Source organism: Bradyrhizobium sp. USDA 4503 (genome assembly GCF_054055815.1).
On sequence record NZ_JBSRXS010000001.1, the window covers coordinates 5443336 to 5468877 of the forward strand.

Consider the following 25542-nt stretch of genomic DNA (forward strand, 5'->3'; position numbering starts at 1 on the left):
AGGCCGCGCCTCGCCAGCGGTGCGACCCGTACGAGATGACGTACTCCAAAATATCGAAAACAACCCCATGCAAAGGAGCAGACGGCGGCCGGAATCCGACACGGCGACTTGACACGTCGGGCAAATCAGCGATATTTTTCCATTATTCCGAAATCATGGTGTGAGTCTACGACTCCTCCAACACGTCGTCCCTGCCTGGTGCGCAATTGCGCACGGGAGCAGGGACCCATACGCCGCGGCGGACCTTGTTGCAGCGACTAGTCGTTCCAGCATCGCCCAACGATTGGTAGCTGTGGTTATGGGTCCCTGCTTTCGTGTTTGGTCCCTGCAGATTGGTTGGATGGAATCGGTGTAGAACGAGGCGTGGCCTTTGTTAGGGAGCGCCTCGTGTCATGGAACTGAGCTTGCACGCGAACGCCACGACGACGCCGAAGACACGTGCCTACATCCAGCGCAGCCGGAAGTCGGTCGCCCAATTGGCGGCCGAACTGGGGGTTAGCGAGACCACGATTTATCGCTGGCGCAGCCGCACGACGGTCGAAGACCGCTCGCACCGGCCGAAGAACCTCACGACCAGCCTCTCCGCGGTTGAAGAAAGGGCCGTTTGTGAACTACGGACGTCGCTCCAATTGCCGCTGGACGACATCGTTGAGGTGATGCAGCGGTGCATCAACGCCAAGCTGTCCCGTAGTGCTATTCACCGCTGCCTGCAGCGCAATGGCATCAGCCGGCTTGCCAAGCCTGACAAGCCCAAAGCCGGCGTCTTCGAGAATGCCAGTATCGGCTTCATCCATATCGACGTGAAGTATCTGCCGGCACTGCAGCGCCGCACCAGTTATGCCTTTGTCGCCATCGACCGAGCCACCCGCTACGTCTTTGTCGAGGTCCATTCCAAGCGGGACGGAGCGACCGCGACCGGTTTCCTTAAGCGCTTCCTGGCTGATTTTCCGCACCAGGTTCACACTATCCTCACCGACAACGGAGCCGAGTTCACCGACCGCTTCGCCGTCGACAAGAAGAACAAACCGGTCGGGAAGCCTTCCGGTGACCACCCCTTTGATCGGCTCTGCAAGCAGCGCGCAATCGAGCATCGCCTGACCAAGCCCTACCATCCGCAGACCAACGGCCTCGTCGAACGCTTCAACCGGCGCATCGCCGAAGCCATCGGCCGCGAACACAAACGGGGCAGCGCCCGCCGTACCTTTGTCAACCACGCCGACCGCGACACCTTCATCGCCAAGTTCGTCCACGACTACAATCGGACCCGCCTCAAATGCCTCGGCTACCTGGCGCCAATCCAGGCCCTCGCCAATCACACGGGACCGAACACTTTCGCAGGGACGACGGTAAGGAAGGATATCGATTCAGGGCGTTACACCAGGCGGTGTCATCGCCTGCGCATGCGGGTGATCTCAAGTTCTAATACAGCCGCGTCCGATAGGCCTCTTCCATCGCCTTCTCGGCGACTTCGACCTCGATCGCGGCGGTCTGCTCGGCGATGATCCGGCCGAGCGTCGGAAAGCTGTGGCGCTCGACTTGCGCGGCGGGATTCCAGAGCTTCGAGCGCATCAGTGCCTTGCCGCAGTGGAAGTAGGTCTCATCGACATGCACCTTGAGCCCGATGATCGGCGTGACGTTCTGCACCGTCAGCGGCGTCAACAGATCCGCCTCCTGCGAGATTTCGGCCCGCCCGTTGACGCGCAGCGTTTCGTTGATGCCGGGCACCATGAAGATCAGCCCGATCCCGGGCGACGCGATGATATTGCCGAACGTATCGACCCGGTTGTTGCCGCGCCGATCCGGGATCAGCAGCGTCTTGTCGTCGAGCACGGAGACGAAGCCCGGCGCATCGCCGCGCGGGCTGGCGTCGGCATGACCCTTGCCGTCGCTGGAAGCGATGACGAGGAACGGCGACAGCGCGATGAAGTCGCGGCAGAACTTGTCGAGATGATAGAGCACCTTTTTCTCGGCGAGCGGGCTCAATTGCCCGAAATGCGCACGAAGATCCTCGTGCGATTTGACCGGCGGCTTGCCGCCCGCACTCTGGTCACCCATAGCGAACCTCCCGTTTGGTTTGTCTCAATTCGTTGAGCATTATCTCCGCGCAAACGCTCCGCGTTTGTCGTGAGGGAACACCGCTTCGCACTTTTCCGGATCATGCTCTATACCGCGTCGATCCCGCACCAGCTCGCGACGAAGAGGGCGTAGGCCTTGGTCACCTTCTTCAGCGAATCGAGCTGGACCCGTTCATTGAAGCCGTGCGCGTTCTCCATCCTGGCGCCGAAGCAGAATGCGGGAACACCATAATCCAGGCCATAGAAGCGCGCATCCGTCAGCGCGGTCGAGGGAAAATCCGTCAGCTTGCGCCCGAACACATGCTCGTAGACCGAGCCGAGGACCGCCTCGCTCTCCTGCACCTCGGTCGCTTCATAGCCCGGCGACAGGAAGCCGGACCAGACGATCTCTGGCGGATTGTTGGCGAGGAACGGATGGGCCCTGGCAGCCTTGGTCACGCACTCGACGATCTCGGCCTGGCAGTCGGCGATTTTCCATCCCGGCAGGATTCCGATCCGGCAATCGACGTCGCACCACGCCGGCACGCTGGAGGCCCAATCGCCGCCCTTGATGATGCCGGGATTGAAGTTGAGCGGGTGATGCACCGCGCCGAAATGGCGATGCGACTTGGCACGCTCGTTCCACTCCGCCTCGAGCGCGTCGAGGTGGCCGATCAGATGATAGGCGGCGCGGATAGCGTTGGAGCCGGTGCCGGCGCGCGCGACATGGACCGGGATTCCGCGAACCCTGAGGCGAAACCAGATCACGCCGACCTGGGCTCGCATCAGCCGTTCCTCGGTCGGCTCCGGCAGCAGGCAGGCATCGGCACGGTAACCTCGCTGCAACGTCGAGAGCGCGCCGAGACCGGTGCTCTCCTCCTCGATCACGGATTGCAGATGGATGCGGCCTTTCGGCGCAAAGCCCGCGGCCTTCACCGCATCGAGCGCGTAGAGCGCGGCAATGGTGCCCGACTTCATGTCGCCGGTGCCGCGGCCATAGAGCCAGCCGTCCTGGACCACCGGCTGGAACGGCGGCCGCTCCCACATGTCGAGCGGCCCGACCGGCACCACGTCGCAATGCCCCTGAAGGATCAGCGAACGCCCCTCCTCGCGCGCCGGCCGATAGGTGCCGACGACGGTCCGTGCGCGGGAAAAATCGGTCTCGACCGGCCCGTAGCCGGGCAAGGTCTTCAGCTCGTCCTGATTGATGACCCAGTCGTCGACCTCATAGCCGCGCTCGCGCAGCAGCTTCGCGAACATGTCCTGGCAAGGACCTTCCTGGCCGCGCGTGCTGGGAATCGACGAGAAGGCGATCGTGGTCGCGAGCTGCTGCTCGAAGGCGGCGTCGACAGCCGCCTCGATGCGCTCGCGCGCGCCGGCCGGAAGGGGAACTGAACGGCTGTCGGTCATGAATTGATCCTTGCTGTGGGGCGTGTATCGGCCACGGCCGCAAAGCCCGGCTGGTCGAAGAAATCGCGCCCGGGAATCGCGTCGAGCAGATCGCGAGTGTAGGCCTGGCGCGGCGCGGTGAACACTTCGGCGGTGGTGCCTTCCTCGACGATACGCCCCTTCTGCAGGACGATGACGCGGTCGGCGATCTCGGCGGCGATCCGCAAATCGTGTGTAATGAAGATCATCGCAAGCCGCATCTCCTGGCGCAGCTCGGCGAGCAGCGCCAGCACCTGGGCCTGCACCGAGACGTCCAGCGCCGACACCGCCTCGTCGGCGATCAGAACCCGCGGCTTCAGCGCCAGCGCCCGCGCGATGCAGATGCGCTGGCGCTGGCCGCCCGAGAACTCGTGCGGGTAGCGATCGGCGGCGGTCGCCGACAGGCCGACCCGCACCAGGAGCTTGTTCGCCTGGGCCATCGCCTCGGCCCGCGACGTCCCATAGGCCATCGGTCCGCGCGCGATGGCATCGCCGACCTTCTGGCGCGGATCGAGACTGGCAAACGGATCCTGGAACACGATCTGGAGCTGGCGCCGCGCCTGGCGCAACGCCTCGCCGCGCAGCTGCCGGAGATCCGCGCCGCCAAAGCGGATGGCGCCGGCGTCAGGTTCGGTGAGCCGCATGATCATGCGCCCGAGCGTCGACTTGCCGGAACCGGATTCACCGACCACCGCAAGCGTCTCGCCCTCGTGCAGCGTCAGTGAGATGCCATCAGCGGCGGTCACCTCGCGTGGCGGCTGCAGCCAGCCGCGCTTGACCCGAAAGGTCTTTTGCAGGCCGATGACCTCGAGCAGCGGCTCGGGACGCAGGATGGCCTCGTGGATGTCGGCGAGGCGCGCCTTCGGAACCGCGTCGATCAGTTCGCGCGTGTAGGCGGCCTGCGGATTGCGAAGCACCTCGCTGGCCGTGCCCTGCTCGACCACCTTGCCATGGCGCAGCACCACGACGCGATCGGCAACGTCGGCGACAACGCCGAAATCATGGGTGATCAGTAGCACGCCCATGCCGCGCTCGCGCCGGAGATCGTCAATCAGGCGCAGGATCTGGCGCTGGGTCGTGACATCGAGCGCGGTCGTCGGCTCGTCTGCGATCAGGAGCGCGGGGCGGTTGGCCATCGCCATCGCGATCATCACGCGCTGGCGCTGGCCACCGGAAAGCTCAAACGGGTAGCTCTTTTCCAGCAGCTGCGGATTCGGCAGTCCGACCTGGGTCAGCAGCGTCAGCACCCGCTCGCGGAGTTCGGTCGCCGAGGGCGCAGGCCGCTGGTGCGCCAGGATCATCTCCTCGATCTGCCTGCCGACGCGCTTCAGCGGATTGAGCGAAGACAACGGCTCCTGAAAGATCATCGCGGCGTTGCCGCCGCGCAGCTTGCGGAGAGCGCGGCCGTCGAGCTTCGACGGATCCCGCCCTGCGACCGCCACGGCGCCGGACGCGATGTCGACGCCCCGCGGCAACAGCGACAGCACCGCATGCGCGATCATCGACTTGCCGGAGCCGGACTCGCCGACCAGGCAAACCACTTCGTTTGGCTTGATCTCAAAGGAGACGTTCTCGACCGCGAAGGGCCGATCACCGCCCTTGGGGAGCGCGATCGAGAGACCATCGACGGCAAGAACAGGCGCACCGGACTGCATGGCTTCGCTCATGAGCGGCGCCTCGAGACGCGCGGGTTGAGGACATCAGACAGTCCCTCGCCGAACAGGTTGATCGCCAGCACGGTGACGAGGATGGCGAGGCCGGGAAACACGCTCATCCACCACGCGTTCCGGATCACGGTGCGGCCCGCGCCGATCATGAAGCCCCACGACATCAGATTGGGATCGCCGAGCCCCATGAAGGACAGCGCGCTTTCCAGCAGGATCGCAGTGGCAACCGTCAGCGACGTCACCACCAGGATCGGCGAGATCGCGTTCGGCAGGATATGGCCGAGCACGATGCGCCAGGTGCGTTCGCCCTGGCACAGCGCGGCCTCGACGAATTCGCGGTGCCGCAGACGGAGGAATTCGGCGCGCGTGAGCCGCGCCAGCGGCGGCCAGCTCACCGCGCCGATGGTCAGGATGATCGTGAGCAGCGACGGATTGAAGGTCGCGACCAGCAGGATGGCCAGCACGAAGGCTGGAATGGTCTGGAACAATTCCGTCATCCGCATCAGCACCAGATCGACCTTGCCGCCGAAATAGCCTGAGATCGCGCCGATCACGACGCCGATCGCCATCGCCGCGAGCGCTGAGGCGATGCCGATCAGGAGCGACACGCGTGCGCCATAGGCGACGCCGGCGGCGACGTCGCGGCCGAGCGTATCGCCGCCGAGCCATAATCCGTCCTCGCCGGGCGGCGTGAACGGCGCGCCGACCATCTCCCAGGGCGAGACCGGAAACGCGATCGGCGCAACGATCGCGACGACAACAACGACGAGCAGCAGGACGAGGCCGATCATTCCGCTCGGATGACGCAGGAAGGCGCGCACCGTGTCCATCACGTCGCTCCCGTGGTCATGCGGGGATCAATCAACCGGTAGACCAGGTCGGTGAGCAGGTTGAGCGCGATCACGACGATCGAGAGGATCAGGAAGATGCCGAGCAGGACCGGATAGTCGCGCTGCAACAGTGCCTCGAAGGTCAAGCGGCCAAGGCCCGGCCAGGCAAACACCGTCTCGATCACCACAGCGCCGCCGACCAGCGCGCCGGCCTGCATGCCGGCGACGGTGACGACCGGCACCAGCGCATTGCGCAGCATGTGGCCGACCACGATGCGCGTTCCGGACAAGCCCTTGGCGCGCGCGGTCTTGATGAAATCCTGCTGCGCGACCTCGATGATCGAGGATCGCATCAGCCGCGCATAGATCGCCAGATAGATCGCCGCCAGCGACGTGACCGGCATGATCATGTGTTTCATGATGTCGAGCGCATGCTCGACCGGCGAGAGCTGGACGTTGATGGTCTCGTAACCGAACGGCGGCAACCAGCCGAGCGTCACCGAGAACACCAGCACCAGCATCAGGCCGAGCCAGAACACCGGCGTCGCATAGAGCACGAGCGAGAGCACGGTGAACACCGTGTCGAGCACGCTGCCGGCCGCGAGCCCGGCCAGCGCGCCGAGCGCGGTGCCGATCAGGAGCGCGAGGCAAAACGCCGTGACGGTCAGCAGCAGCGTCGCCGGCAGCCGTTCGAGGATCAGATCAACGACCGGACGACGCTGGCGATAGGAATAGCCGAGGTCGAGCCTGATGACGCGGCCGAGGTGGCTCACGAGCTGCACGAAATACGGCTTGTCGAGGCCATACTCCTTGCGCAGGTCGTCGAGCAGTTTTGGATCGGACGCGCCGGATTGCCCGGCCATGACCTGGGCCGGATCGCCGGGCGCGGCGCGCACCAGCACGAAATTGAACGTCGCGATGACGAGGATCACGGCGACGAGCTGGGCGATGCGGCTGACCGCCTGAAGTCCGATCGTCGCGGCGCTGCCGAGCCGGGTCACGATTTGTAGACCGACCCGAAGGTTTCGTGCGAGCCGATGCCCGTCGTCACGATGTTCTTGAACGCCTTGTCGTAGATGATGGGATATTCGATCTCGAGCGTCCAGGCCACCGGCACATCCTCGACCAGGATCTGCTGCACCTTGCTGTAGAGCTCCTGGCGCTTGGCTTCATCGAGCGTCACCGCGGCCTCGTCGAACAGTTTGTCGACTTCGGTATTCGAATAGCCTTGCGTGTTGGAGAACAGGATGCCCTTCTTGATGTTCGACGAAATATAGGTGCGGGCGACGCCCAGCGCGGGATCGCCGAGCTGGTAGAGCAGATTCTGGGTCATCTCATAATCCCAGTTGCCGACCTTCTCGGCCCATCCGGCCATGTCGGTGCCGACAAGCACGAGATCAATGCCGACCCGCGCAAAACTCTGGCGGAAGAATTCGCCGGCCCGCTGATAGGACTCGCCATAGGGCGGCACGATATACTTGATCTCGACGCGCTTGCCGTTGGCGCCAGGCTCCAGTCCCATGTCGTCGAGCAGGGCCTTGGCCTTGTCGACCGAAAACTCGTAGCGCTTCACGTTCGGATCGTAGAACCGCGTCTTCGACGAGATCGGTCCGGTCGCCACCTTGGCATTGCCGAAATAGACCCGCTTGCTGAACGCCTCGCGATCGATCAGGTGCATCACCGCCTGCCGGAACCGCTTGTCGTTCATCGGCGCGATGCGGTTGTTCATCTCGAGCCACTGATGCGGCGCGAAATACTCGTAGCCCCTGGTGGTGAATTCGAGATTCTTCTGCGCCTTGAAGCGCTGCACGTCATAGAATTCGACGTCGGACCATTGCACGAGCTGCACCGTGCCGTTCTCGAGCGCCAGCGCGCGCGAGGCCGCATCCGGAATCACGCGGTAGACGATCTCGTCGAGATAGGGCTGGTCCTTCTGATAGTAGCCATCGTGGCGGACGAGATGAACGTGCGAGCCGCGCACCCACTCCTTCAGCTTGAAGGGGCCGGTGCCGATCGCCTTGTCGTTCTCCGGGTTCTTGCGGTAGTCGGTGCCGTCATAGATGTGCTTGGGTACGATCGGTGCAGACGTGCAATCGAAGCAGCCGATGAAGGGCGCGAACGGCTGCTTCAGTTTGAACACGACGGTGAGCGGATCGGGCGCCTCCGCCGACGCCACACGGGCGAAATTTTGCCGTGCGCGCGGATGCGTCTCCACCAGCAGCTTCATGCAGCTGAAGACCACGTCCTCCGAGGTCATCGGCTTGCCGTCGTGGAAGGTGATGCCGGGAAACAGCTTGAACGTATAGGTCAGGCCGTCGGGCGAGATCTCCCAGGACTGCGCCATGCCGGGCATCGGCTTGAGATCGGCGCCGTATTTCAGCAGGCCTTCGTAAATCTTGCCGCCGAGCGTCAAGGTCGGCTGCTGCTGGTTCAGCGCGGTCACTAGGACCGGCGGCTCGGGCTGGATGATGGTGTTGAGCGTCCCACCGCGGGTCTGGCCCGCCGCCCGCGTGATGCCGAACGGGATGGCTGCACCGCAGGCCAGCATTGCCTTGGTGAATTCGCGTCTGTTCATCGGACCTCTCCGTCTCCGCGCTCTCACATTCGATTTCGGCGAATGCCGCGGGGTGAGGCATTGTTGCCAAACGCCATATCCCGCGCTACCTGAAGGGGGACAACAACCATCGCGATCGGGCCAAGTGGCCCGGAAGATGCATGAGCACCCTGCGAAAACGACGATCGATCAGGAGCTCACGACACTTGAAAGTCGCAGCGCGACGAAATGACACCACCGGCTTGCGCGTTTGCCGCAAGCAATCGGGTCCCGCGGCCGCCGCGCACTATGCCGGACAGCTGCAACAGGTCGAACGGCCGCTCGCGGCGATGGCGGCCTCCTATCCGAACGAAAGCACCAGCGCGCGGCACGCGCACCGACGCGATCAATTCATCCTGCAGACCGCGGGCGTGACCTCGATGATGACCGAGCGCGGCCATTTCGTCGTGCCGCCCGGCCACGGCCTGTGGATTCCGGCCGGCGTCGCGCACCAGTCGCGGGCATGGGGCGAGGTCGAGATCCAGACCATCTATGTCACGCCTGACCGCATCAGGAATGCTCCGGCGACATGCCGCCTGATCAAAGTCTCCGCGCTGGTCGAGGCGTTGATGGAGGAAGCGGTGCACATGCCGACCCGTTACGATCCGGAAGGGCGCGACGGCAGGCTGGTCGATTTCCTGCTCGACGAGATCGGCAGGATGCCGGAAGTGTCGCTGCATGTGCAGGTGCCGCCCGATCCGCGGCTCGCCGCGATCTGCGAAGCCGTGCTGGTCGATCCGAGTTCCGATCTTACGCTCGACGAATGGGCCGATCGCTGCCAGCTCAGCCGGCGGACGCTGACGCGTCTGTTCCGGCGCGAGACCGGCCAGAGCTTTGCGGCCTGGCGCCAGCGGGTGCGGCTGCTCGAAGCGCTGGCGCGGCTCGGCGCCGGCGAGGCCGTCACCTGCGTTGCGCTCGACGTCGGCTATGAAAGTCCGAGCGCTTTCGCCGCGATGTTCAAGCGCGAGCTCGGCGCCGCGCCGCGCCAGTATCTGCGCTGGGCCGATCCCGAAGTGGTGATGCGGTAGGCGCCCTCGCGTCAGGCATCCATCGAAATGCAAAACCCCTGCGGTCAACGGGAGAGACCGCAGGGGTTTGCAGGTGGATGGCGTGAGGCCAGCAAGGCTGGGTGTCACCCCAAGGACCGGCGGCCGGATGAAAGCGGTACCGGCCTCATCATGCAAGCACGTCTTTTAGGCAGGAGTGCGTCAACATCGGCAAGCAGAGCACGCGAGAGAATTGAATCTTCCCGCACGCGTTGCATGCAGTCCGCTCTAGTCGTTGCGGGCGACCGCGGTCAGCTTGGTCATGTTGTGCAGCATGATCCGGCCGCGTTGCAGGTCGACGATGCCGTCCTTGCGCCAGGTCTGCAGCTGCCGGTTGACGCTTTCGCGCGCGGCGCCGACGAAGATGCCGAGCTGTTCCTGCGAGATGTGCACCTCGGAACCGAAATCCTCGGCCAGCGCGCACAGACGCCGTGCGAGGCGGACCGGCAAAGGCTGCAGCACGGATTCTTCCATCCGCTCGCTCTGCCAACGAATTCGCTGGCACAGCAATTCGATCAGCCTGACCGCAACCTTCGGCTCGCGCTCGAGGAAGCCGAGGAAATCCTGCCGCCGCAATACGAATAATTCGCTAGGCTCGCCCGCGGTCGCATCCGCGGTGCGGTCCTGACCGTCGAGCACGGCGACTTCGCCGAACAGGTCGCCGGATCCCATGAAGTTGAGTGTGAGCCGGCTGCCGTCGGAAGCACCGGTCTCGATCCGAATCTGGCCGCGGCGGACCCCAAACAGGGCATCGCCGGGATCGCCTTTCTGGAACAGCACCTCACCGGTCGCGAGTTGCTGGGTGTGGCAGAGGCCGGAAAGCCGCTGCAACTCGTCCGCACCGAGATCGGCGAACATCGGATTCATCTTCAGAATGACCGCAAATTCGGCCTGTTTGCTCATTGTACTGCCTTCCAAATCCATCCGAGCAGTCCCCTGACGCCCGGTTAGCAAAAATCACCCTCATAAGAGTGTGGGAGAGGTCACATAAGTTCATGCGGTAACGGATTATTTTTCCGGTCATTGGAGCCAGATCCCGCTTGCGGGATAAACTCGTGTGATCGGCCGTGACTTTCTGCAACGGAACCCCGCTCGCCCGGCCTGGAACAACGACATGAGAGCACTGAAATTCGCCGGGGCCGCCATTGCTGCCGTGATCGTGATCATTGCGTTGGTGGCCGTGGTCGGGATCCCGTCCTCGTTCCTCACATCGACCATCACCGATCGGGTCGAGCGCGAGACCGGCTACAAGCTCACCATCAATGGCGGCGCCAAGATCGGCCTCTGGCCGAAGGTCAATCTGACGCTGAGCGACGTCGTGTTGCAGGACGCGCGCGCGCGCGACGTCAACAACCGGTTCGCGGCAAGCAGCGTCGAGGCCGAGATGACGCTGTCGAGCCTGTGGTCGGGCCGGCCCGATATCACCGACCTTTCGATCGTCAAGCCGGTGATCAACCTGCCGCTGCAGCGCGAGCGCACCCGCGACCACAATCCGCCGGCGAAATCCTCCGCGTCCAACGGCGGCGGCATCACGATCCGGCATGTCAGCGTCAGCGGCGGTACCATCGTCTTCGCCAATGTGCGCGACCGGATCGAGAGCCGGATCGAGACGCTCAATGCGGACGCGACCATCGGCGACGACCGCAAGATCGTCGTCACGGGTGACGCACGCGCCGGCGACAAGCCGCTGAAATTCGAGATCCGCGCCACCGCGCCGCAAGCACCGCTGGAGCGTCAGAGCGTGCCGGCCGAATTCAGCATCGATGCGCCCGGCCTGTTGCCCGCGGCGATCAAGGCGAATGCGGAAGCGCGGCTGAACGGCACGGTGGTGATGTTCAACGGCGTCTCCGGCACGCTCGGCGACGGCGGCTTCACCGGCTGGGCCTCGGTCGATTTCGCCAGCAACAAGCCGCTGGTGAAGCTCGATCTCGACTTCCAGCACATTGCGATCGCGATGCCGCCGGGGCAGGCCGGCTCCACGCAGCCGCTGGGTACGAATACGTGGAGCAACGCGTCGGTCGATCTTGCCGGGCTCAACTATGTCGACGCACAGGCGCGCATCTCGGCGGCGGAGCTCGTGATCGGCGACGGCCGCTTCACACAGGCGGCTATCGATGCGTCCATCGACAGCGGCGTGCTGAAGGGCCGGCTCGCCAGTCTCGGCGCCTATGAGGGCACCGCCGATGGCGACGTCACCATCGACGCGCGAGCTACGAATCCAACCTACGCGCTACGGCTCGACCTCGCCGGCGTGCGCGCGCTGCCGGTGCTGAAGAACCTTGCCGAGTTCGACAAGCTCGACGGCAAGATGCAGGCCAAGATCGCGCTGACCTCGCAAGGCGGCAGCGAGCGTGCCATCGTCGGCAATCTCGCCGGCACCGCCTTCGTCGTGTTCCAGGACGGCAAGATCCTCGGCCTCAACGTGGCGCAGATGATCCGCAACCTCACCACCAGCACGTTGTCGGGCTGGCAGGAGAGCCAAGAGCTGTCGACCGATCTCAGCCAGCTCTCGGCCTCGTTCAAGGTCGACAAGGGCCAAGCCGTCACCACTGATCTCAACCTGATCGGCCCGCTGGTGAAGATGACCGGGGTCGGCACCATCGACCTCAACACCCGCCAGATCGGGTTCCGCGTCGAGCCGCAGCTCGTGATGACCACCGAAGGCCAGGGCCGGGCCGACAATCCGGTCGGCCTCGGCATCCCCGTGATGCTCGAGGGACCCTGGGTATCGCCGCGGATCTATCCGGAGATGCAGGGTATGCTCGACAATCCGCAGGCGGCCTATGCCAAGCTCAAGGAAATGGGCAAGGGCCTGTTCGGGGCGAACGGCCAGGGGTTGAGTCAGGGCCTCAACGGGCTGACCAATCTGCTCAATGGCGTGCAGGGCGGCGCGCAGCCCGGCAGCAGCGGCCAGGGCGGCGGCGCCGGCCAGAGCAACCCGCTCGGCGGGCAGCTTGGCGACACCATCGGCAATTTGCTGCAGCAGGGCCTTTCCACCCTCAACCAGAGCAACGCATCGCGCCCGAGCCGCGACCTGAGCCAGCCCGCGCCGCCGGCCCCCGACCAGGCCCCGCCGCCACCGCCCCCTCCGCCCGGCGAGACCGCCGAGCAGCACGACAGTCCGGCGATGAAGGACGTGCTGCGTCAGCTGTTCAATCGCTGATATTCCCGGATATCCCCCGCCGATATGAAGGGATAACCATGCGGCCCGAGCGGCCGCCCCGCCCCGCCGATCCGTGCTAAATAGCGGCGGATCATGCGGCGCACCCGATTGGGGGCCGGACGAGGCTGGATGAACGCGGCTACGGACAAGGGCAAGAACTGGTTCCTGCGCGGCGGCCTGTTCGCCAAATATGTCCTCGCGCTGGTTGGCCTCGTCGTGTTCGTGCTGGCGGTCAACGGCGCGCTCGAGACCTGGATCAGCTACCGCGGCATCAAGGGCACGCTGACGGACGCGATGAGCGAGAAGGCGGACGCCTCCGCCAAGCGCATCGAGCAAGCGATCTCCGATCTCGAACGGCAGATCTCCTGGGTGACCCGCGCCTCCTCCAACACGATCGAGCTGCGCCGCGCCGACTACGCGCAGTTGCTCGGCCAGGTGCCGGCGGTGAGCCAGCTCACCCTGATCAGCGGCCAGGGCCGCGAGCTGCTGCGGCTGTCGCGCCAGACCACCACCGTGAACTCCAACGCCGACTTCTCCCGCGATGTCAGATTCACCGAGACCATCGCCCGCGGCACCGCCTACGCGCCGGCGTATTTCCGCGACGGGCGGCCGTTCATGTCGATCGGCGAGCAGCATTCCGGCTTCAATGCCGGCGTCACCATGGCCGAGATCGACCTGCGCTTCCTCAATGACTATTTCGGCGACTCCCAGGTCGGCCGCCTCGCTCATGCCTATGTCGTCGACGGCAACGGCCGCGTGCTGGCGAGCTCGTCGAAGGGTCCGGAGGTCGGCAAGGACCTTGCCGCGCTGCCGCAGGTCGCTGCGGTGCTGTCGCCAAGCGGCAGGCCGATCGCCTCCGGCAAGGATGTCGACGGCAACGCGGTGCTGACAACAGCAACGGCCGCGCCGAACCTCGGCTGGCACGTGTTCTATGAGCAGCCGACCGCGCAGGCGCTGTCGCCGATCCGCGACCAGCTGGTGCGCATTGCGCTTTTGATCGCGCTCGGCCTCGTGGTCGCGATCATCGCCGGCACGATCCTGGCGCGGCGCATGCTGGAGCCGATCACCGCGCTGCGCACCGGCGCGCGTCGGTTAGGGGCCGGCGATTTCGGCCATCGCATCGAGGTGAAGACATCCGATGAGCTGGAGGAGCTCGCCGGCCAGTTCAACAGCATGGCCACCCAGCTTGCCGAGACCTATTCCGACCTCGAGGCCAAGGTGAAGGAGCGCACCCGCGACCTCGCGCAATCGATCAACGAGCTGAAGGTGCTGGAGGAGGTCGGCCGCGCGGTGGCGTCCTCGCTCGACCTCAATGCCGTGCTGCCGACGGTCGCCGCCCGCGCGCTCGAGATCACCCATGCCGACGCCGTGCTGATCTATGGCTATGACGCCGCACAGCGCAGCTTCAACCTGACGCAATCGATCGGCATCGACGCTGCGACCGAAGGCCATCATCGCGCGATCGATGCGGCGAACAGCAGCCCGCTCGGCGAAGCCGCCGCGAAGGGCGAGCCGCTGGCGTTCCCGGATCTCACCGACCAGCCAAATCATCCGCTGCGCGATGTCGTGGTCGGCGCCGGCTTCCACTCGGTGCTCGTGGTGCCGCTGGTCGATCAGCAGGGCGTGCTCGGCGCGCTGGTGGTGCTGCGTAAGGCGGCCGGCGACTTCCCGGCGAGCCTGATCGGCCTGATGAAAACCTTTGCGCACCAGGCGGTGCTGGCGATGCGCAACGCGCGGCTGTTCACCGAGGTGGACCAGAAGAGCCACGCGCTGGAAGAGGCCAATGCCACCGTGCGCGAGCAGGCCGACAAGCTGCGCGAGCAGACCGAGGCGCTCAAGGACTGGAACAAGTCGCTGGAGCAGCGGGTCGAGACCCAGCTCGGCGAGCTCGAGCGCGTCCGAAGGCTCGAGCGCTTCCTGGCGCCGCAGGTTGCGCAGCTGATCGCCTCGTCGGACAATCCCGAGGGCCTGCTCGACAGCCACCGCCGCGAGGTCACCGTGGTGTTCTGCGATCTGCGCGGCTTCACCGCCTTCACCGAGGCAACCGAGCCGGAAGAGGCGATGAACGTGCTGCGCGAATATCACGCCGCGCTCGGCAAGCTGATCTTCAAATATGAAGGCACCCTCGACAAATATGCCGGCGACGGCGTGATGATCCTGTTCAACGCGCCGATCCAGCTTGCCGACCACACCGCGCGCGCCGTGAAGATGGCGGTGGAGATGCGCGACACGGTCGGCCCGCTGACCGAGAAGTGGCGCAACCGCGGGCACAGTCTCGGCTTCGGCATCGGCATTGCGCTCGGCTATGCCACGCTCGGCCAGGTCGGCTTCGAGCAGCGGCTGGAATATGCCGCGATCGGCAGCGTCACCAACCTCGCCTCGCGCCTGTGCGGCGAGGCCAAGGCCGGCCAGATCGTGGTGAGCCGCCGCGTCTACGGCATGGTCGAGCCTTACGTCGAAGGCCGCGCCATGGACGACCTCGTGCTGAAGGGATTCAATCATCCGATCCTTGCCGCGGAGATCCTGAGCTGGAAGGGCGAGCCATCAGCGGAAGCGGCGGCGGAGTAGTCAAGACACGGCTCCCTCCCACGTCGTCCCGGCGAAAGCCGGGACGACACTGAATATGCGGCCCCGTTTCTGATTCAACTATCAAACAGCCAAGGGATAGACCCGAGGGGAGAAGCACACGCCCGCATCCTCGCGACGCGATCGCGCCCGAGTCATGCGATCAATCCAGCCTCACACAGGAGAGGGCGCAGGGAAGGCCGGGCGCCGATTGCCACGAGCCTCAAATCAACATCCAGTGAATCTGATCACCTCCGCAATCACGATCCCGCCCCCCTCCCTCCCCTGCCAGGAATAACCCCTCCCCCGCATCGCTCGCGTCATGACGGGCGCGTGCGAACGCGCGCCCGGCGACAACAAGAACAAGCAGGATGGGTTTGATGACGGGTTTGGATGGGACGCACGCGGCGGCGTCGGTGGTGGCGCTGCATTGCTCGCTGGGGTCGGGACGGCAATGGACCAAGCTTGCGGCGGCGCTCGGCGGCGATCGGTTCATGGCGCCGGATATTTCCGGCTATGGCGTTGCCGCCTGCGGGCGCGACTGGCCACAGACGCTGGATGGCGAGATCGCGCGTCTCGAGCCCTGGCTCGCCAGGGCCGACGGGCCGATCCATCTGATCGGGCATTCCTATGGCGGGGCGATCGCGTTCCGACTGGCGACCGCCTTGCCTTATGCGCAGTACATCGGCAGCCTGACGCTGATCGAGCCGGTGCTGCCCACGCTGCTTCGTGACACGCCCGCCGATGCGCGGCTGTACGATCGCTTCGCGCGGATCGCGCAGATTGTCTCGAAGGATATTGTCGACGGCGCCGTGATGGAGGCGGTCGAGGCGTTCACCGCGTTCTGGGCCGGCTCCGGGCCGCGCGAGCAGTTCTCGCCGAGCGGGCGGCTGCGGATGATCGAGCAGGCCGACAAGCTGCCTTGCGATTTCAGCGCCGCGCTCGACCTCGACGCCGTGGCGGAAGCCGCGCGTGCCTTGAAGGTGCCGACGCTGCTGATCTCGGGCGGGCTGTCGCCCTATGTGACGCAGCGCATTGTCGCCAAACTCGCCGCGCTGATCGATGGCGCCGAGCTGCGGCATCTGCCGGGTGCCGGCCACATGCTGCCGGTGACGCATGCCGATCGGGTCAACCCGGAGATCCTGCGGCATATCTGGCGCGCCGAGGAGCTGGCGAATTTGGAGCTGGCGGCGAATGCGGGGCCGGCCGAGGCAGCGCAGGCGGCTGGTTCGGCCCGGCGGCATCTGGTATTCAGGAGGCCCTCATTTTGGGAATAGTTTGCCAATGATTTTGCCTCGCACGCGCGCCCCAGCCCTTGCCGCCTCCGCGCTGCTCGTGCTCGCGGCCTCTCCCGCGCTTGCCGCGGGCGAAGCCGACGCCGTGCCGAAGGGCGCGGCGGTGACTGTGCTGAAGGCCTCGAAATTCTGCTTCGGCAATATCGTCGAGGTCTCGGGCATCGTGCTGCCGCGTGACGAGCAGCAGATCCGGCCCGACCGTTTCGGCTTGAAGGTGGCGGAGGTGATGGTCGATCCCGGCGACACTGTCACCGCCGGCCAGGTGCTGGCGAAGCTGACCGATGGGGCCAACTCGGTCAACGTCACGGCGCCGGTGGCGGGCACGATCTCGGCGTCGTCGGCGATTGTAGGCAGCCCGGCCTCGGGCAAGGACGCGCTGTTCTCGATCATCGCCAAGAGCGAGTACGATCTGGTCGGCATGGTGCCGACCCGCGACATCGCCAAGCTGAAGACCGAGCAGACGGCGCAGCTCAAGGTCCTCGGCGCCGGCGATCTCGATGGCAAGGTGCGGCGGATCGCGCCGACGGTCGAGCCGAACAGCCAGCTCGGCCAGGTGTTCATCGGCATCGGCGCGAACAAGCGGCTGCTGGTGAATTCGTCCGGCCGCGCCCAGATCAAGACCGGGCAGAGCTGCGGCGTCGCGGTGCCGCTGACCGCGATCCTCTATTCCACCGCCGGCACCGTGGTGCAAGTGGTGCGCGGCGGCCGCGTCGAGACGCGGCGGGTCGAGACCGGATTGATGTCGGCCGGCCAGGTCGAGATCCGCGACGGCATCCAGGAAGGCGACATCGTCGTCGCCCGCGCCGGCGCCCTGCTGCGCGAGGGCGATCCGGTGCGGCCAGTCGGCGCCAGCGCGGATGCGAAGTAGGCGGCGCTCCATCTACAGCGTCGTCCCGGGCAAGCCAACGGGTCGGCGCAAAGCGCCGCCCGATGACAGGCTCCGCGCGACCCGGGACCCGTAACCACCAATGTGAATTGTCTGAAGAGCTGTGGCCACAGCGCGCTTCAACAATGCGGCCCTGTGGTTATGGGTCCCGGCTTTCGCCGGGACGACGTGTGGATAGAGCAAAGGAAGCTCAGCCGCCGAGCTTGATGTCTTCCAGCAGCGAGGACGACACGCTCGGCACCTGCTCGCCTTCGCTCGCGCGCGAGATCGCGACGCGGGTCTTGTTGAAGGCGCTTTCGGCGCCGGCCTGGGCGTTGAGGTTGTTGAGCAGCTCGGAGACCAGCACGCTGTTCGGCGCCTTGCTATCGTCGGCGACCTTGCCCGGCGTCGCCGAGCTCAGCACGATGGTGTTCTCCGGAGGGCTGATCGGGGCGAGGCCGTGCGAGAACGCGCGGAAGCGGCGCTCATAGGGATTGCGGCGCGAGGCGTCGAGCACGACGAGCTTGGCCTTGGCGCCGCGCTCCTTCATCGCATCGAGCACGGACTCGACGCTGACGCCGGTGCGCTTGACGTCGGCTTCCTTCCAGATCGTGGCATCGACCGGGATCATGTAGCTCTCGCGGCCGACCTGCACGCCGTAGCCGCCGAAGAACAGCATCACGACGGTGTCGGGGCGGATCTTGGCCTTCATGCGCTCGACCGCGCGGAACATGTCGTCCTTGGTCGCATCCTCGACCACGTCGACGTCAAAGCCCTCGCGGCGCAGCGCCGACGACAGGGTGCGGGCATCGTTGATCGGCTGGGCCAGCGGCGCCGCGGCGTCCGGATAATGGCCGTTGCCGATGATCAGCGCGAGGCGGGACGTGCCTGCCGGAATGCTGCCGGTCAGCTCGGTGGGGGCGATCTTGTCGCCACCCTTGGCGACATCGAGGGTGCGCTTGTTGAGCGCGGCATGGGCGCCAATCGCCAGCGACACCGTGCCGGCCACCGCCACGCAGACGGCGATGGTGCGGCGGGAAATGCGAAGCTGCCTAAGGTCCATAGCGTTCCTAAGTCCCAATTCTTATCCCGATGGCGCTCAAGCGAAGATCGCGCCAGTTAGTCGCGTCAAAGACGTTCAGGTTTAATGGGGTTGAGGTGTGTGTGCCGTTGAATTGAACTCAATTTGCGGCGCCGCAACAAACGCTCCTTTAACCCGGACGGCCGCCCGGGGCAACCCGAATTGCCGCATGCCGCCGCCCGGCAGAGGCCATTGACGCCGTTAAGATCCCGTTACGTGATCTCTGTCACATTTGTATTCTTCAGGGATTCATGTAGCTTTCCAAAGGCTTGCGGGTTTGGGGCAGAGCGACAGGAAACTCCGTCGGGCGGCGGCGTTAACCGGTTCCTCGGGAAAGGGGATTGTTTGAGCTTCTTGGGTCTTCACGAGATCGCAGGCGCGGTGTGCCGGTCGCTGACTGTCAAGAAGGACGGCCCGTCGCTGTACGATGTCTGCGACCCCGTGCTGCAGGCCTATCGCGGCGGCGATGCCCATCTCGGAAAATTCTACCGGACCGCGCTCGGCAATCCGCCGCTGCGCGCGCTGCTCCGCCGCACCGGCCTGCCCGCGCTCAACGATCCCGACCGCCTCTCCGGCCTGCGCGCGGCGCTCACCGCGGCGCGCGACGTCGAGACGCCGGACTGGGCCGCGATCGGCACGCCCGTCGCAGTATTGATGGACGGTATCGGTGTGCGCCATCCGGCACCGCCCGCCGCGACCGCACCTGGCCGCCCGCCGGAGATCGCCGAGATCGACCGCGTGATCCGCCTGACCGGCGCGCATCTGTTGCGCTCGTTCGGCAGGAACGGCTTCATCCCGACCTATGCCGCCTTCAACCTGATCGGCGACCCCGACGTCGGCGGGCGCGAGCTGCTGATGGCGCTGACCGGGCTGAACGCGCGCGGCTACAAGAACTCGACCTTGCTGTTCAATCTGGCGCGGATCTTCATCGCGCATTCGCCGGCGCGCGCGCTGATCAACCCGGCCTGGCGCGGCATCGCCGAGCCGATGTGGGAGCCGGTGCAGATCCGCCACCGCTCGGCCTATTACGACGCCTTCTTCACCGAGGCGCTGCTCGGCTTCGTCGAGACCGGGCTTGCCTCGCCGGATGAAGCTGTTACCGCGCGGCGCGCGATCGCCGACATGGTGGACTTCTGCCTCAAGACCAGCGCCGAGGAGGTGCCGTCGCATGACGGCTCGACGGTGAAGGTCATCACCGCGCTGGCGCCGGGCCGGCATCCGCGCTTCTCGCGCTTCTTCGCCCAGATCAAGCAGGATCTCGGCTTCGGCATCTATGTGCCGGACTGCGACACCACGGCGTGCTCGTTCTCGGCCGCGACCCAGGCCGGCTCCGACGACCCGATCCTGCAGCAGCCGCTGCTCGACTTCTACCACGGCTACCAGGTGCGATCGGGCGCCAACGAGCCGCGTGTCACCGTGCCGCTCAACGATCATCTTGACTACGAGGGCGGCGTCGTCACCTGGATCGACAATCTCGCCGGCGAGCGGCCCTATGGCAACGACCTCGATCCGACGCTGAATCTCGACATCCTCGAGGTCTCGTTCCGCAACCTCGCCCGCTGGCAGATCATCGAGACGCCGCAGCGGCTGGAGACCGTGCATCGCATCATCGCCTTCCAGAAGAATCTGGTCGAAAGCGGCGCGTTTAAAAATCCGCGCTCGCACATCTATTATCTGCCCGAGCTCTATTCGGCCTATTTCGGCCGCTGCTATGCCGCCTTCGTCGCGCTGCCGCTGGCGGCGCAGCGCATCATCGATCCCGGCAACGTGTTCGCGCTGATCCGCGCCCGCGTGCTCGGCTATGTCACGCACGAGCTGATCGCCCACGAGATGAACCCGTTCGACGCCGCGCTGGCGCTGATGGCGCTGGCGCATCTCGGCGCCGAGGTCTCGACCTTCACGCCGGCGCTGCACTGCATCGTGCAGGGCCTCGGCGAGGGCGGCCGCAAGGGGCCCTACCGGGCCTATGAGTGGAATAAGATGAAGACGCCAACCCGCATCCTGGTCGGCGGGCCGGAGGTGACCTCGGCGTTCGTGCTGATGGCGCTGGCGCTGGCGAAGCGACGAATGGCCGCGGTGTAGTTTCGTAGCCCGGATGGAGCGCAACGTAATCCGGGGTGTTGCCCGCCGACAAAGATTCCCGGATTGCGCGGAGCTCCATCCGGGCTACGGATAAAGACCAACGCCTCGTTGATACCCGATGACGCTGCGCTCTACTCATCCGGGCTGCGGGACTTCACCCTCCCCTGGAGGGGGAGGGTCGTATCGCGTCGCGCGAAGCAAGATGCGATATGGGGTGGGGTGATCTCTCAACACGGGCACTGCTCAAGTGGACAGACCTTCACCCCACCTCGGCTCGCATTGCGCTGCGCTTCATGCGACCCGATCCTCCCCCTCCAGGGGAGGATGGCGGACATCGGGGATGACGCGAAGTTGAAACTGGCGGAAACGCAACAGCACTGGCACGGTTGCCCAATTGCCCGCACAATCGTTGGGCACTGACCACTGCACGCTAAAAGCCATTTGAACGATAAGAACCTGGCCGGGAACGCCGATGTTCAAGACGCTGCTCACCGCGGGCCTGCTGCTCTCGCTGCCGACGCTGGCTGTCGCCGCCGACATCACCGGCGTGCCGAAGATCCGCGACGGCGACCAGCTCATGATCGGCAGCGTCCGCATCCGGCTCGCAGGCGTCGACGCGCCGTCGACCGACCAGCTTTGCCTCAACACCAAAGGCGAGCGCTGGACCTGCGGCGTCGCGGCGCGCGACGAGCTGATCAAGCATGCCGGCAGCAAGAGCTGGACCTGCCACGCCCGCTCGGTCGATCGTCGCGGCCGCACCATCGCGCGCTGCGAGGTCGACGGCGAGGACATCCAGAAATGGCTGGTCGCGAGCGGCTGGGCGCTGGCCTACACCCGCGCCTCGCATGACTACGAAGCCGACGAGAAGGCCGCGCGTGAGGCAAAAGCCGGGATGTGGCAGGGCGCCTTCATCGCGCCGTGGGACTGGCGGGTGCGCAACAAGAAGACCACCGTGCTCGGCGCGGTGAAGCCGCCGGATGGCGCCAATGCGATCCTGCTCGCCTCGGCCTCCGGCCCGGTGGCGCCCTCGCCCGACTGCACCATCAAGGGCAACGTCAACCGCTCCGGTGAATGCATCTTTCACCAGCGGACCAGTCGCTGGTACGCCAAGATCGAAATGAAGATCAGCAAGGGCACGCGCTGGTTCTGCTCGGTCGAGGAAGCCGAGGCCGCCGGCTGCCGCGAGACGCGGCGCTAGTCGGAAGTGCGATTGAGTTGTAGCCTGCGACGCTCTTTATGAAGAGAAAGCCCCCACCCGGATTGCATCTTCGATGCAATCCGACCTAAGAGCGAGCTTCGCTCGTCTCGACCCCCGCAAGCGGGAGAGGTGAAGGACCACGGCATGACCGATGTCGAGATCGATCCGCCTTCCGTGCGCCGGCGCAGCCGCCTTAGGCAAGCGCAGATGGCATTGCTGCTCGTCCTGGCGATCTACCTGATCGCAGCCTATCTGCTGCTGCCGGCACTGTGGACGCATTACGAGCATCAGAAGGGCCTCGCCAATCTGCCGATGGTGACGCGCACCGCGCAGGGCATTCCCGGCGATCCGATGAATGTCGGGCTGATCGGCGACACCAAGGATGTGGTCTGCGCGATGCACGAGGCCGCCTGGTTTCCGGCCGATCCGGTGACGCTGAAATCCTCGATCGAGATCGTGGGCAGCGTGCTGCTCGATCGTCCCTACAAGGATGCGCCGGTGAGCAACCTGTTCTATCTCGACCGCCGCGAGGATCTCGCCTTCGAGCGGCCGGTCGGATCGAGCGCGGACCGCCGCAACCATGTCCGGTTCTGGAAAGTGCTCGACCAGGGCGAGGAGAAACGTCCGGTGTGGCTGGGCGCTGCGACGCTCGACCGCAGCGTCGGCGTCAGCCACTACACCGGCGCGGTGACGCATCACATCGCGGCCGACCTCGACGCCGAACGCGCGCTGCTCGCCACTGACCTCGAGTCCGCCGGCATGGTCACCGCGAAATATCAGGTCACCGGCATCGGCCCGACCTTCAACGGCCGCAATGGCGGCGGCGATCCCTATTACACCGACGGCGAAATCTGGGTGCTGCGGCTGGTCGAGGCCTGCCGCAAGAACAACGGCACCGTCGAGCAGCTCCCGAGCCCCGCCGCGACCGAGTTGAAGGACCAGATCTGGCGCGCGGTCGTCGAATCGATCGGCAAATAGCATCGTGTCCCGCGGTTTTGGAAACGCTGGATTGCTTCGTCCTGCTCGCAATCGAAGCCGCGATGGAATAGTCTCCGCGCTTGACCCCTCACACGCATGATTTGCGCGCTTTATCCAAAAGGAACAGGACGATGACCGTTCGCGCGGGCCGGGAATTTCTGGCCATCCCCGGGCCCACCACGATGCCCGATCAGGTGCTGCAGGCAATGCACCGCCCGGCGCTCGACATCTACTCCAACGAGATGGTCGAACTGACTGAGAGCCTGCTGCGCGACCTCTCGAGGCTGTTCGCCACCCAGGGCAAGTCCTACATCTACATCTCCAACGGCCACGGCGCGTGGGAGGCGACGCTCTCCAACGTGCTGTCGCGCGGCGACAAGGTGCTGGTGCTGGAGAGCGGGCGCTTCGCGATCGGGTGGGGCCAGGCTGCGGCCGCGATGGGCGCCGAGGTCGAGGTGCTGAAGGGCGACTGGCGCCGCGCGATCCGTCCGGCCGAGGTCGAGGCGCGGCTGCGGCGCGACAAGGAGCACACCATCAAGGCGATCCTGGTGGTACAGGTCGACACCGCGTCCGGCGCCTATAACGACATCGAGGCAATCGGCAAGGCGATCAAGGCCGCCGGCCATCCCGCATTGTACATGGTCGACACCGTGGCCTCGCTCGGCTGCATGCCGTTCGAGATGGACAAATGGTATGTCGACGTCGCGATGAGTGGCTCGCAGAAGGGCCTGATGACGCCGCCCGGCCTCGGCTTCGTCGCCGCCAATGACCGCGCCTGGGACGCCCACAAGAAGGCCGATCTGCGCACGCCCTATTGGGACTGGACCGAGCGCGAGGGCAGCGAGCACTACCGCAAATATGCCGGCACCGCGCCGGTGCATCTCTTGTTCGCTTTGCGCGAGGCGATCAACATGCTGCACGCCGAAGGCCTGGAGAATGCCTTTGAGCGGCATCGCCTGCTCGGCGAAGCGGTGCGCCGCGCGGTCGCGGTCTGGGGTGAAGGACAGGTGCTCGGCTTCAACATCGCCGAGCCCGCCGAGCGTTCCAACACCGTGACGACGGTGACCGTGAAGGGCGCCGACCCCGCCGCGATCCAGCGCTACGCCAAGGAGAAATGCGGCGTCGTGCTCGGCACCGGCATCGGCGATTTGCAGGGCCAGGCCTTCCGCATCGCGCATATGGGCCACGTCAACGCCCCGATGATTCTCGGCACCCTCGGCGTCGTCGAGGTCGCGCTGACAGCGCTGAACATCCCGCACGGCAAGGCCGGCGCCGACGCCGCCATCCAGTGGCTCGGCGAGAACGTGAAGGCGTAGGCCGAGGCGGTCTGAGGCTTTAACCCGTCATCCTGAGGAGCCCGCCAAAGTCGGGCGTCTCGAAGGATCGACGGCCGCGCTCCCGCCGTGATCGAATCGGAGTGCGCGGAAGTAGCCGGGCCGTCGATCCTTCGAGGCTCGCTCCGCTCGCACCTCAGGATGACGGAAGAGTGGTCGGGGAATAGCGCAACGAAGAGGTGCCACGACTTTTTGACGGGGCACGAGCACTTTTCGTCGCCATCATTTTCCGCTTTACTGCCGGCAACAGCCGGGCACGGATCCCTGCGACACAACAAAATGGAGGGACCGCTTGGCATCGGTGGAATTGCGCGGCCTGGTCAAGCGGTTTGGATCGTTTGTCGCGGTTGATGATGTTTCGCTCACGATCGATCATGGCCAGCTGGTCTGCCTGCTCGGGCCGTCCGGCTGCGGCAAGACCACCACGCTGCGGCTGATCGCCGGGTTCCTCGAACCATCCGACGGCGAGATCCGCGTCGGCGAGCGCGTGGTGTCATCGAAGGCGCGCACGCTGCCGCCCGAGCAGCGCAACATGTCGATGATCTTCCAGAGCTACGCGCTGTGGCCGCATATGACGGTGGCGGAGAACATCGTCTACGGCCTGCGCTTGCGCAAAATGGATCGCGACACCATCGCCAAGAAGCTCGCCGCGATCCTGGCCACCACCAAGCTGGAACCACTGGCGCAGCGCTATCCGGGCGAGCTCTCCGGCGGCCAGCAGCAACGCGTCGCGCTGGCGCGCGCGCTGATCGTCGGCCCCGAGACGCTGCTGCTCGACGAGCCGCTGTCGAATCTCGACGCCAATCTGCGCGAGGAGATGCGATTCGAGATCCGCCGCCTGCACGACGAATATCGCTACACCACGGTCTATGTCACCCACGACCAGTCCGAGGCGATGACGACCGCCGATCTGATCGCGGTGATGAATGCCGGCAAGATCGACCAGCTCGGCGCGCCTGAGGACATCTATGCGCGGCCGGAATCCGAATTCGTCGCGCGCTTCATCGGCGCCGCCAATGTGATCAAGGGCACCGCGCGCGATGCGAACCACGTGGAGTTCGCCGGCGCAACGATCGAGGTGGTCGGCGCCACGCTGACGGCCGGCCAGAGTGCGCCGGTCGCGATCCGCCAGCACGAAATCCAGCTCGCGACGCAACCGCCCGCGGCGGCGCAGAACACGCTCAAAGCCATCGTGACGCGGCAGGTCTATCTCGGCATGAATCGCGACTACATGCTGGAGACCGCTGACGGCACATCGCTGCGGGTGACCACGCCGACCGAAACCGCAGTCGAGAAGGGCAGCGAGGTCTGGCTGACCTTGCCGCCCGCGCGCTGCCGGGCGCTGAGCCGATAACAACAAGAA

General features: G+C 65.6%; 19 protein-coding genes. 11 read left to right on the top strand and 8 right to left on the bottom strand.

Annotated elements, in window-relative coordinates; all coding sequences use genetic code 11:
- The first annotated feature begins 392 nt into the window (after positions 1-392).
- Positions 393-1502: an IS481 family transposase gene (locus ACVMIH_RS25995; RefSeq protein WP_456863920.1), complete on the top strand. Its 1110-nt coding sequence runs from the start codon at positions 393-395 to the stop codon at positions 1500-1502.
- Here ACVMIH_RS25995 and ACVMIH_RS26000 read toward each other — a convergent pair.
- The 6 genes from ACVMIH_RS26000 to ACVMIH_RS26025 form a co-directional block, all read right to left on the bottom strand.
- Positions 1420-2055: a pyridoxamine 5'-phosphate oxidase family protein gene (locus ACVMIH_RS26000; protein WP_076834761.1), complete on the bottom strand. Its 636-nt coding sequence runs from the start codon at positions 2053-2055 to the stop codon at positions 1420-1422. The genes ACVMIH_RS25995 and ACVMIH_RS26000 overlap by 83 nt on opposite strands.
- Before the next feature lie 107 nt (positions 2056-2162).
- A complete protein-coding gene (locus ACVMIH_RS26005; protein WP_456863923.1) occupies positions 2163-3464 on the bottom strand; it encodes an ArgE/DapE family deacylase in 1302 nt (433 codons plus the stop codon).
- The gene (locus ACVMIH_RS26010) at positions 3461-5149 is read right to left on the bottom strand and encodes a dipeptide ABC transporter ATP-binding protein (RefSeq protein WP_456854333.1); all 1689 of its coding nucleotides are present in this window, start codon (positions 5147-5149) and stop codon (positions 3461-3463) included. Before ACVMIH_RS26010 ends, ACVMIH_RS26005 begins: the two co-directional genes overlap by 4 nt.
- Positions 5146-5979, bottom strand: coding sequence for an ABC transporter permease (locus ACVMIH_RS26015; protein ID WP_057021099.1), 834 nt, complete (start codon positions 5977-5979; stop codon positions 5146-5148). The genes ACVMIH_RS26010 and ACVMIH_RS26015 overlap by 4 nt, the downstream gene beginning before the upstream one ends.
- The gene (locus ACVMIH_RS26020) at positions 5979-6980 is read right to left on the bottom strand and encodes an ABC transporter permease (protein WP_456863926.1); all 1002 of its coding nucleotides are present in this window, start codon (positions 6978-6980) and stop codon (positions 5979-5981) included. Before ACVMIH_RS26020 ends, ACVMIH_RS26015 begins: the two co-directional genes overlap by 1 nt.
- Entirely contained in the window at positions 6977-8554 is a 1578-nt protein-coding gene (locus tag ACVMIH_RS26025) for an ABC transporter substrate-binding protein (RefSeq protein ID WP_456863929.1), read from the bottom strand. Before ACVMIH_RS26025 ends, ACVMIH_RS26020 begins: the two co-directional genes overlap by 4 nt.
- A gap of 185 nt (positions 8555-8739) precedes the next feature.
- Here ACVMIH_RS26025 and ACVMIH_RS26030 point away from each other — a divergent pair, with 185 nt between their 5' ends.
- Positions 8740-9600 (top strand): AraC family transcriptional regulator, encoded by an 861-nt coding sequence (locus ACVMIH_RS26030; protein WP_028335183.1) that lies wholly within the window; start codon positions 8740-8742, stop codon positions 9598-9600.
- A gap of 246 nt (positions 9601-9846) precedes the next feature.
- On the opposite strand, the gene ACVMIH_RS26035 is transcribed toward ACVMIH_RS26030, so the two are convergent.
- Positions 9847-10521, bottom strand: coding sequence for a Crp/Fnr family transcriptional regulator (locus tag ACVMIH_RS26035; RefSeq protein WP_057021095.1), 675 nt, complete (start codon positions 10519-10521; stop codon positions 9847-9849).
- Positions 10522-10732: 211 nt separating this feature from the next.
- Here ACVMIH_RS26035 and ACVMIH_RS26040 point away from each other — a divergent pair, with 211 nt between their 5' ends.
- From ACVMIH_RS26040 to ACVMIH_RS26055, 4 genes are all read left to right on the top strand, one after another.
- Positions 10733-12781 (top strand): AsmA family protein, encoded by a 2049-nt coding sequence (locus tag ACVMIH_RS26040; RefSeq protein ID WP_456854330.1) that lies wholly within the window; start codon positions 10733-10735, stop codon positions 12779-12781.
- A gap of 129 nt (positions 12782-12910) precedes the next feature.
- Complete coding sequence (locus tag ACVMIH_RS26045; protein ID WP_456863932.1) at positions 12911-15349, top strand: adenylate/guanylate cyclase domain-containing protein; 2439 nt, start codon at positions 12911-12913, stop codon at positions 15347-15349.
- Positions 15350-15726: 377 nt separating this feature from the next.
- Positions 15727-16623 (top strand): alpha/beta fold hydrolase, encoded by an 897-nt coding sequence (locus tag ACVMIH_RS26050; RefSeq protein WP_456854328.1) that lies wholly within the window; start codon positions 15727-15729, stop codon positions 16621-16623.
- 7 nt (positions 16624-16630) lie between these two features.
- Positions 16631-17509 (top strand): efflux RND transporter periplasmic adaptor subunit, encoded by an 879-nt coding sequence (locus ACVMIH_RS26055; protein WP_076834752.1) that lies wholly within the window; start codon positions 16631-16633, stop codon positions 17507-17509.
- Positions 17510-17717: 208 nt separating this feature from the next.
- Here the strand turns inward: ACVMIH_RS26055 and ACVMIH_RS26060 are convergent, their stop codons facing one another.
- Positions 17718-18569, bottom strand: a complete 852-nt coding sequence (locus ACVMIH_RS26060) for a caspase family protein (RefSeq protein WP_057021090.1) — start codon at positions 18567-18569, stop codon at positions 17718-17720.
- Between the two features lie 372 nt (positions 18570-18941).
- Between ACVMIH_RS26060 and ACVMIH_RS26065 the strand changes: the two genes are divergently transcribed.
- From ACVMIH_RS26065 to ACVMIH_RS26085, 5 genes are all read left to right on the top strand, one after another.
- Complete coding sequence (locus ACVMIH_RS26065; protein WP_168859253.1) at positions 18942-20669, top strand: hypothetical protein; 1728 nt, start codon at positions 18942-18944, stop codon at positions 20667-20669.
- 472 nt (positions 20670-21141) lie between these two features.
- Positions 21142-21867 (top strand): thermonuclease family protein, encoded by a 726-nt coding sequence (locus ACVMIH_RS26070; RefSeq protein WP_016845489.1) that lies wholly within the window; start codon positions 21142-21144, stop codon positions 21865-21867.
- Between the two features lie 144 nt (positions 21868-22011).
- Positions 22012-22845, top strand: coding sequence for an LssY C-terminal domain-containing protein (locus tag ACVMIH_RS26075; RefSeq protein WP_456863934.1), 834 nt, complete (start codon positions 22012-22014; stop codon positions 22843-22845).
- Positions 22846-22976: 131 nt separating this feature from the next.
- Positions 22977-24161, top strand: a complete 1185-nt coding sequence (locus tag ACVMIH_RS26080; protein WP_057021087.1) for a pyridoxal-phosphate-dependent aminotransferase family protein — start codon at positions 22977-22979, stop codon at positions 24159-24161.
- Between the two features lie 319 nt (positions 24162-24480).
- Positions 24481-25533 (top strand): ABC transporter ATP-binding protein, encoded by a 1053-nt coding sequence (locus ACVMIH_RS26085; protein ID WP_456856716.1) that lies wholly within the window; start codon positions 24481-24483, stop codon positions 25531-25533.
- Positions 25534-25542 lie beyond the last annotated feature (9 nt).

Excerpts from the sequence above, each read along its gene's own strand:
- ACVMIH_RS25995 (WP_456863920.1), top strand. The coding sequence starts at position 393 with ATGGAACTGAGCTTGCACGCGAACGCCACGACGACGCCGAAGACACGT.
- ACVMIH_RS26040 (WP_456854330.1), top strand. The coding sequence starts at position 10,733 with ATGAGAGCACTGAAATTCGCCGGGGCCGCCATTGCTGCCGTGATCGTG.
- ACVMIH_RS26005 (WP_456863923.1), bottom strand. The coding sequence starts at position 3,464 with ATGACCGACAGCCGTTCAGTTCCCCTTCCGGCCGGCGCGCGCGAGCGC.
- ACVMIH_RS26050 (WP_456854328.1), top strand. The coding sequence starts at position 15,727 with ATGACGGGTTTGGATGGGACGCACGCGGCGGCGTCGGTGGTGGCGCTG.
- ACVMIH_RS26025 (WP_456863929.1), bottom strand. The coding sequence starts at position 8,554 with ATGAACAGACGCGAATTCACCAAGGCAATGCTGGCCTGCGGTGCAGCC.
- ACVMIH_RS26010 (WP_456854333.1), bottom strand. The coding sequence starts at position 5,149 with ATGAGCGAAGCCATGCAGTCCGGTGCGCCTGTTCTTGCCGTCGATGGT.
- ACVMIH_RS26070 (WP_016845489.1), top strand. The coding sequence starts at position 21,142 with ATGTTCAAGACGCTGCTCACCGCGGGCCTGCTGCTCTCGCTGCCGACG.
- ACVMIH_RS26060 (WP_057021090.1), bottom strand. The coding sequence starts at position 18,569 with ATGGACCTTAGGCAGCTTCGCATTTCCCGCCGCACCATCGCCGTCTGC.
- ACVMIH_RS26055 (WP_076834752.1), top strand. The coding sequence starts at position 16,631 with ATGATTTTGCCTCGCACGCGCGCCCCAGCCCTTGCCGCCTCCGCGCTG.
- ACVMIH_RS26035 (WP_057021095.1), bottom strand. The coding sequence starts at position 10,521 with ATGAGCAAACAGGCCGAATTTGCGGTCATTCTGAAGATGAATCCGATG.
- ACVMIH_RS26075 (WP_456863934.1), top strand. The coding sequence starts at position 22,012 with ATGACCGATGTCGAGATCGATCCGCCTTCCGTGCGCCGGCGCAGCCGC.
- ACVMIH_RS26045 (WP_456863932.1), top strand. The coding sequence starts at position 12,911 with ATGAACGCGGCTACGGACAAGGGCAAGAACTGGTTCCTGCGCGGCGGC.
- ACVMIH_RS26015 (WP_057021099.1), bottom strand. The coding sequence starts at position 5,979 with ATGGACACGGTGCGCGCCTTCCTGCGTCATCCGAGCGGAATGATCGGC.
- ACVMIH_RS26080 (WP_057021087.1), top strand. The coding sequence starts at position 22,977 with ATGACCGTTCGCGCGGGCCGGGAATTTCTGGCCATCCCCGGGCCCACC.
- ACVMIH_RS26000 (WP_076834761.1), bottom strand. The coding sequence starts at position 2,055 with ATGGGTGACCAGAGTGCGGGCGGCAAGCCGCCGGTCAAATCGCACGAG.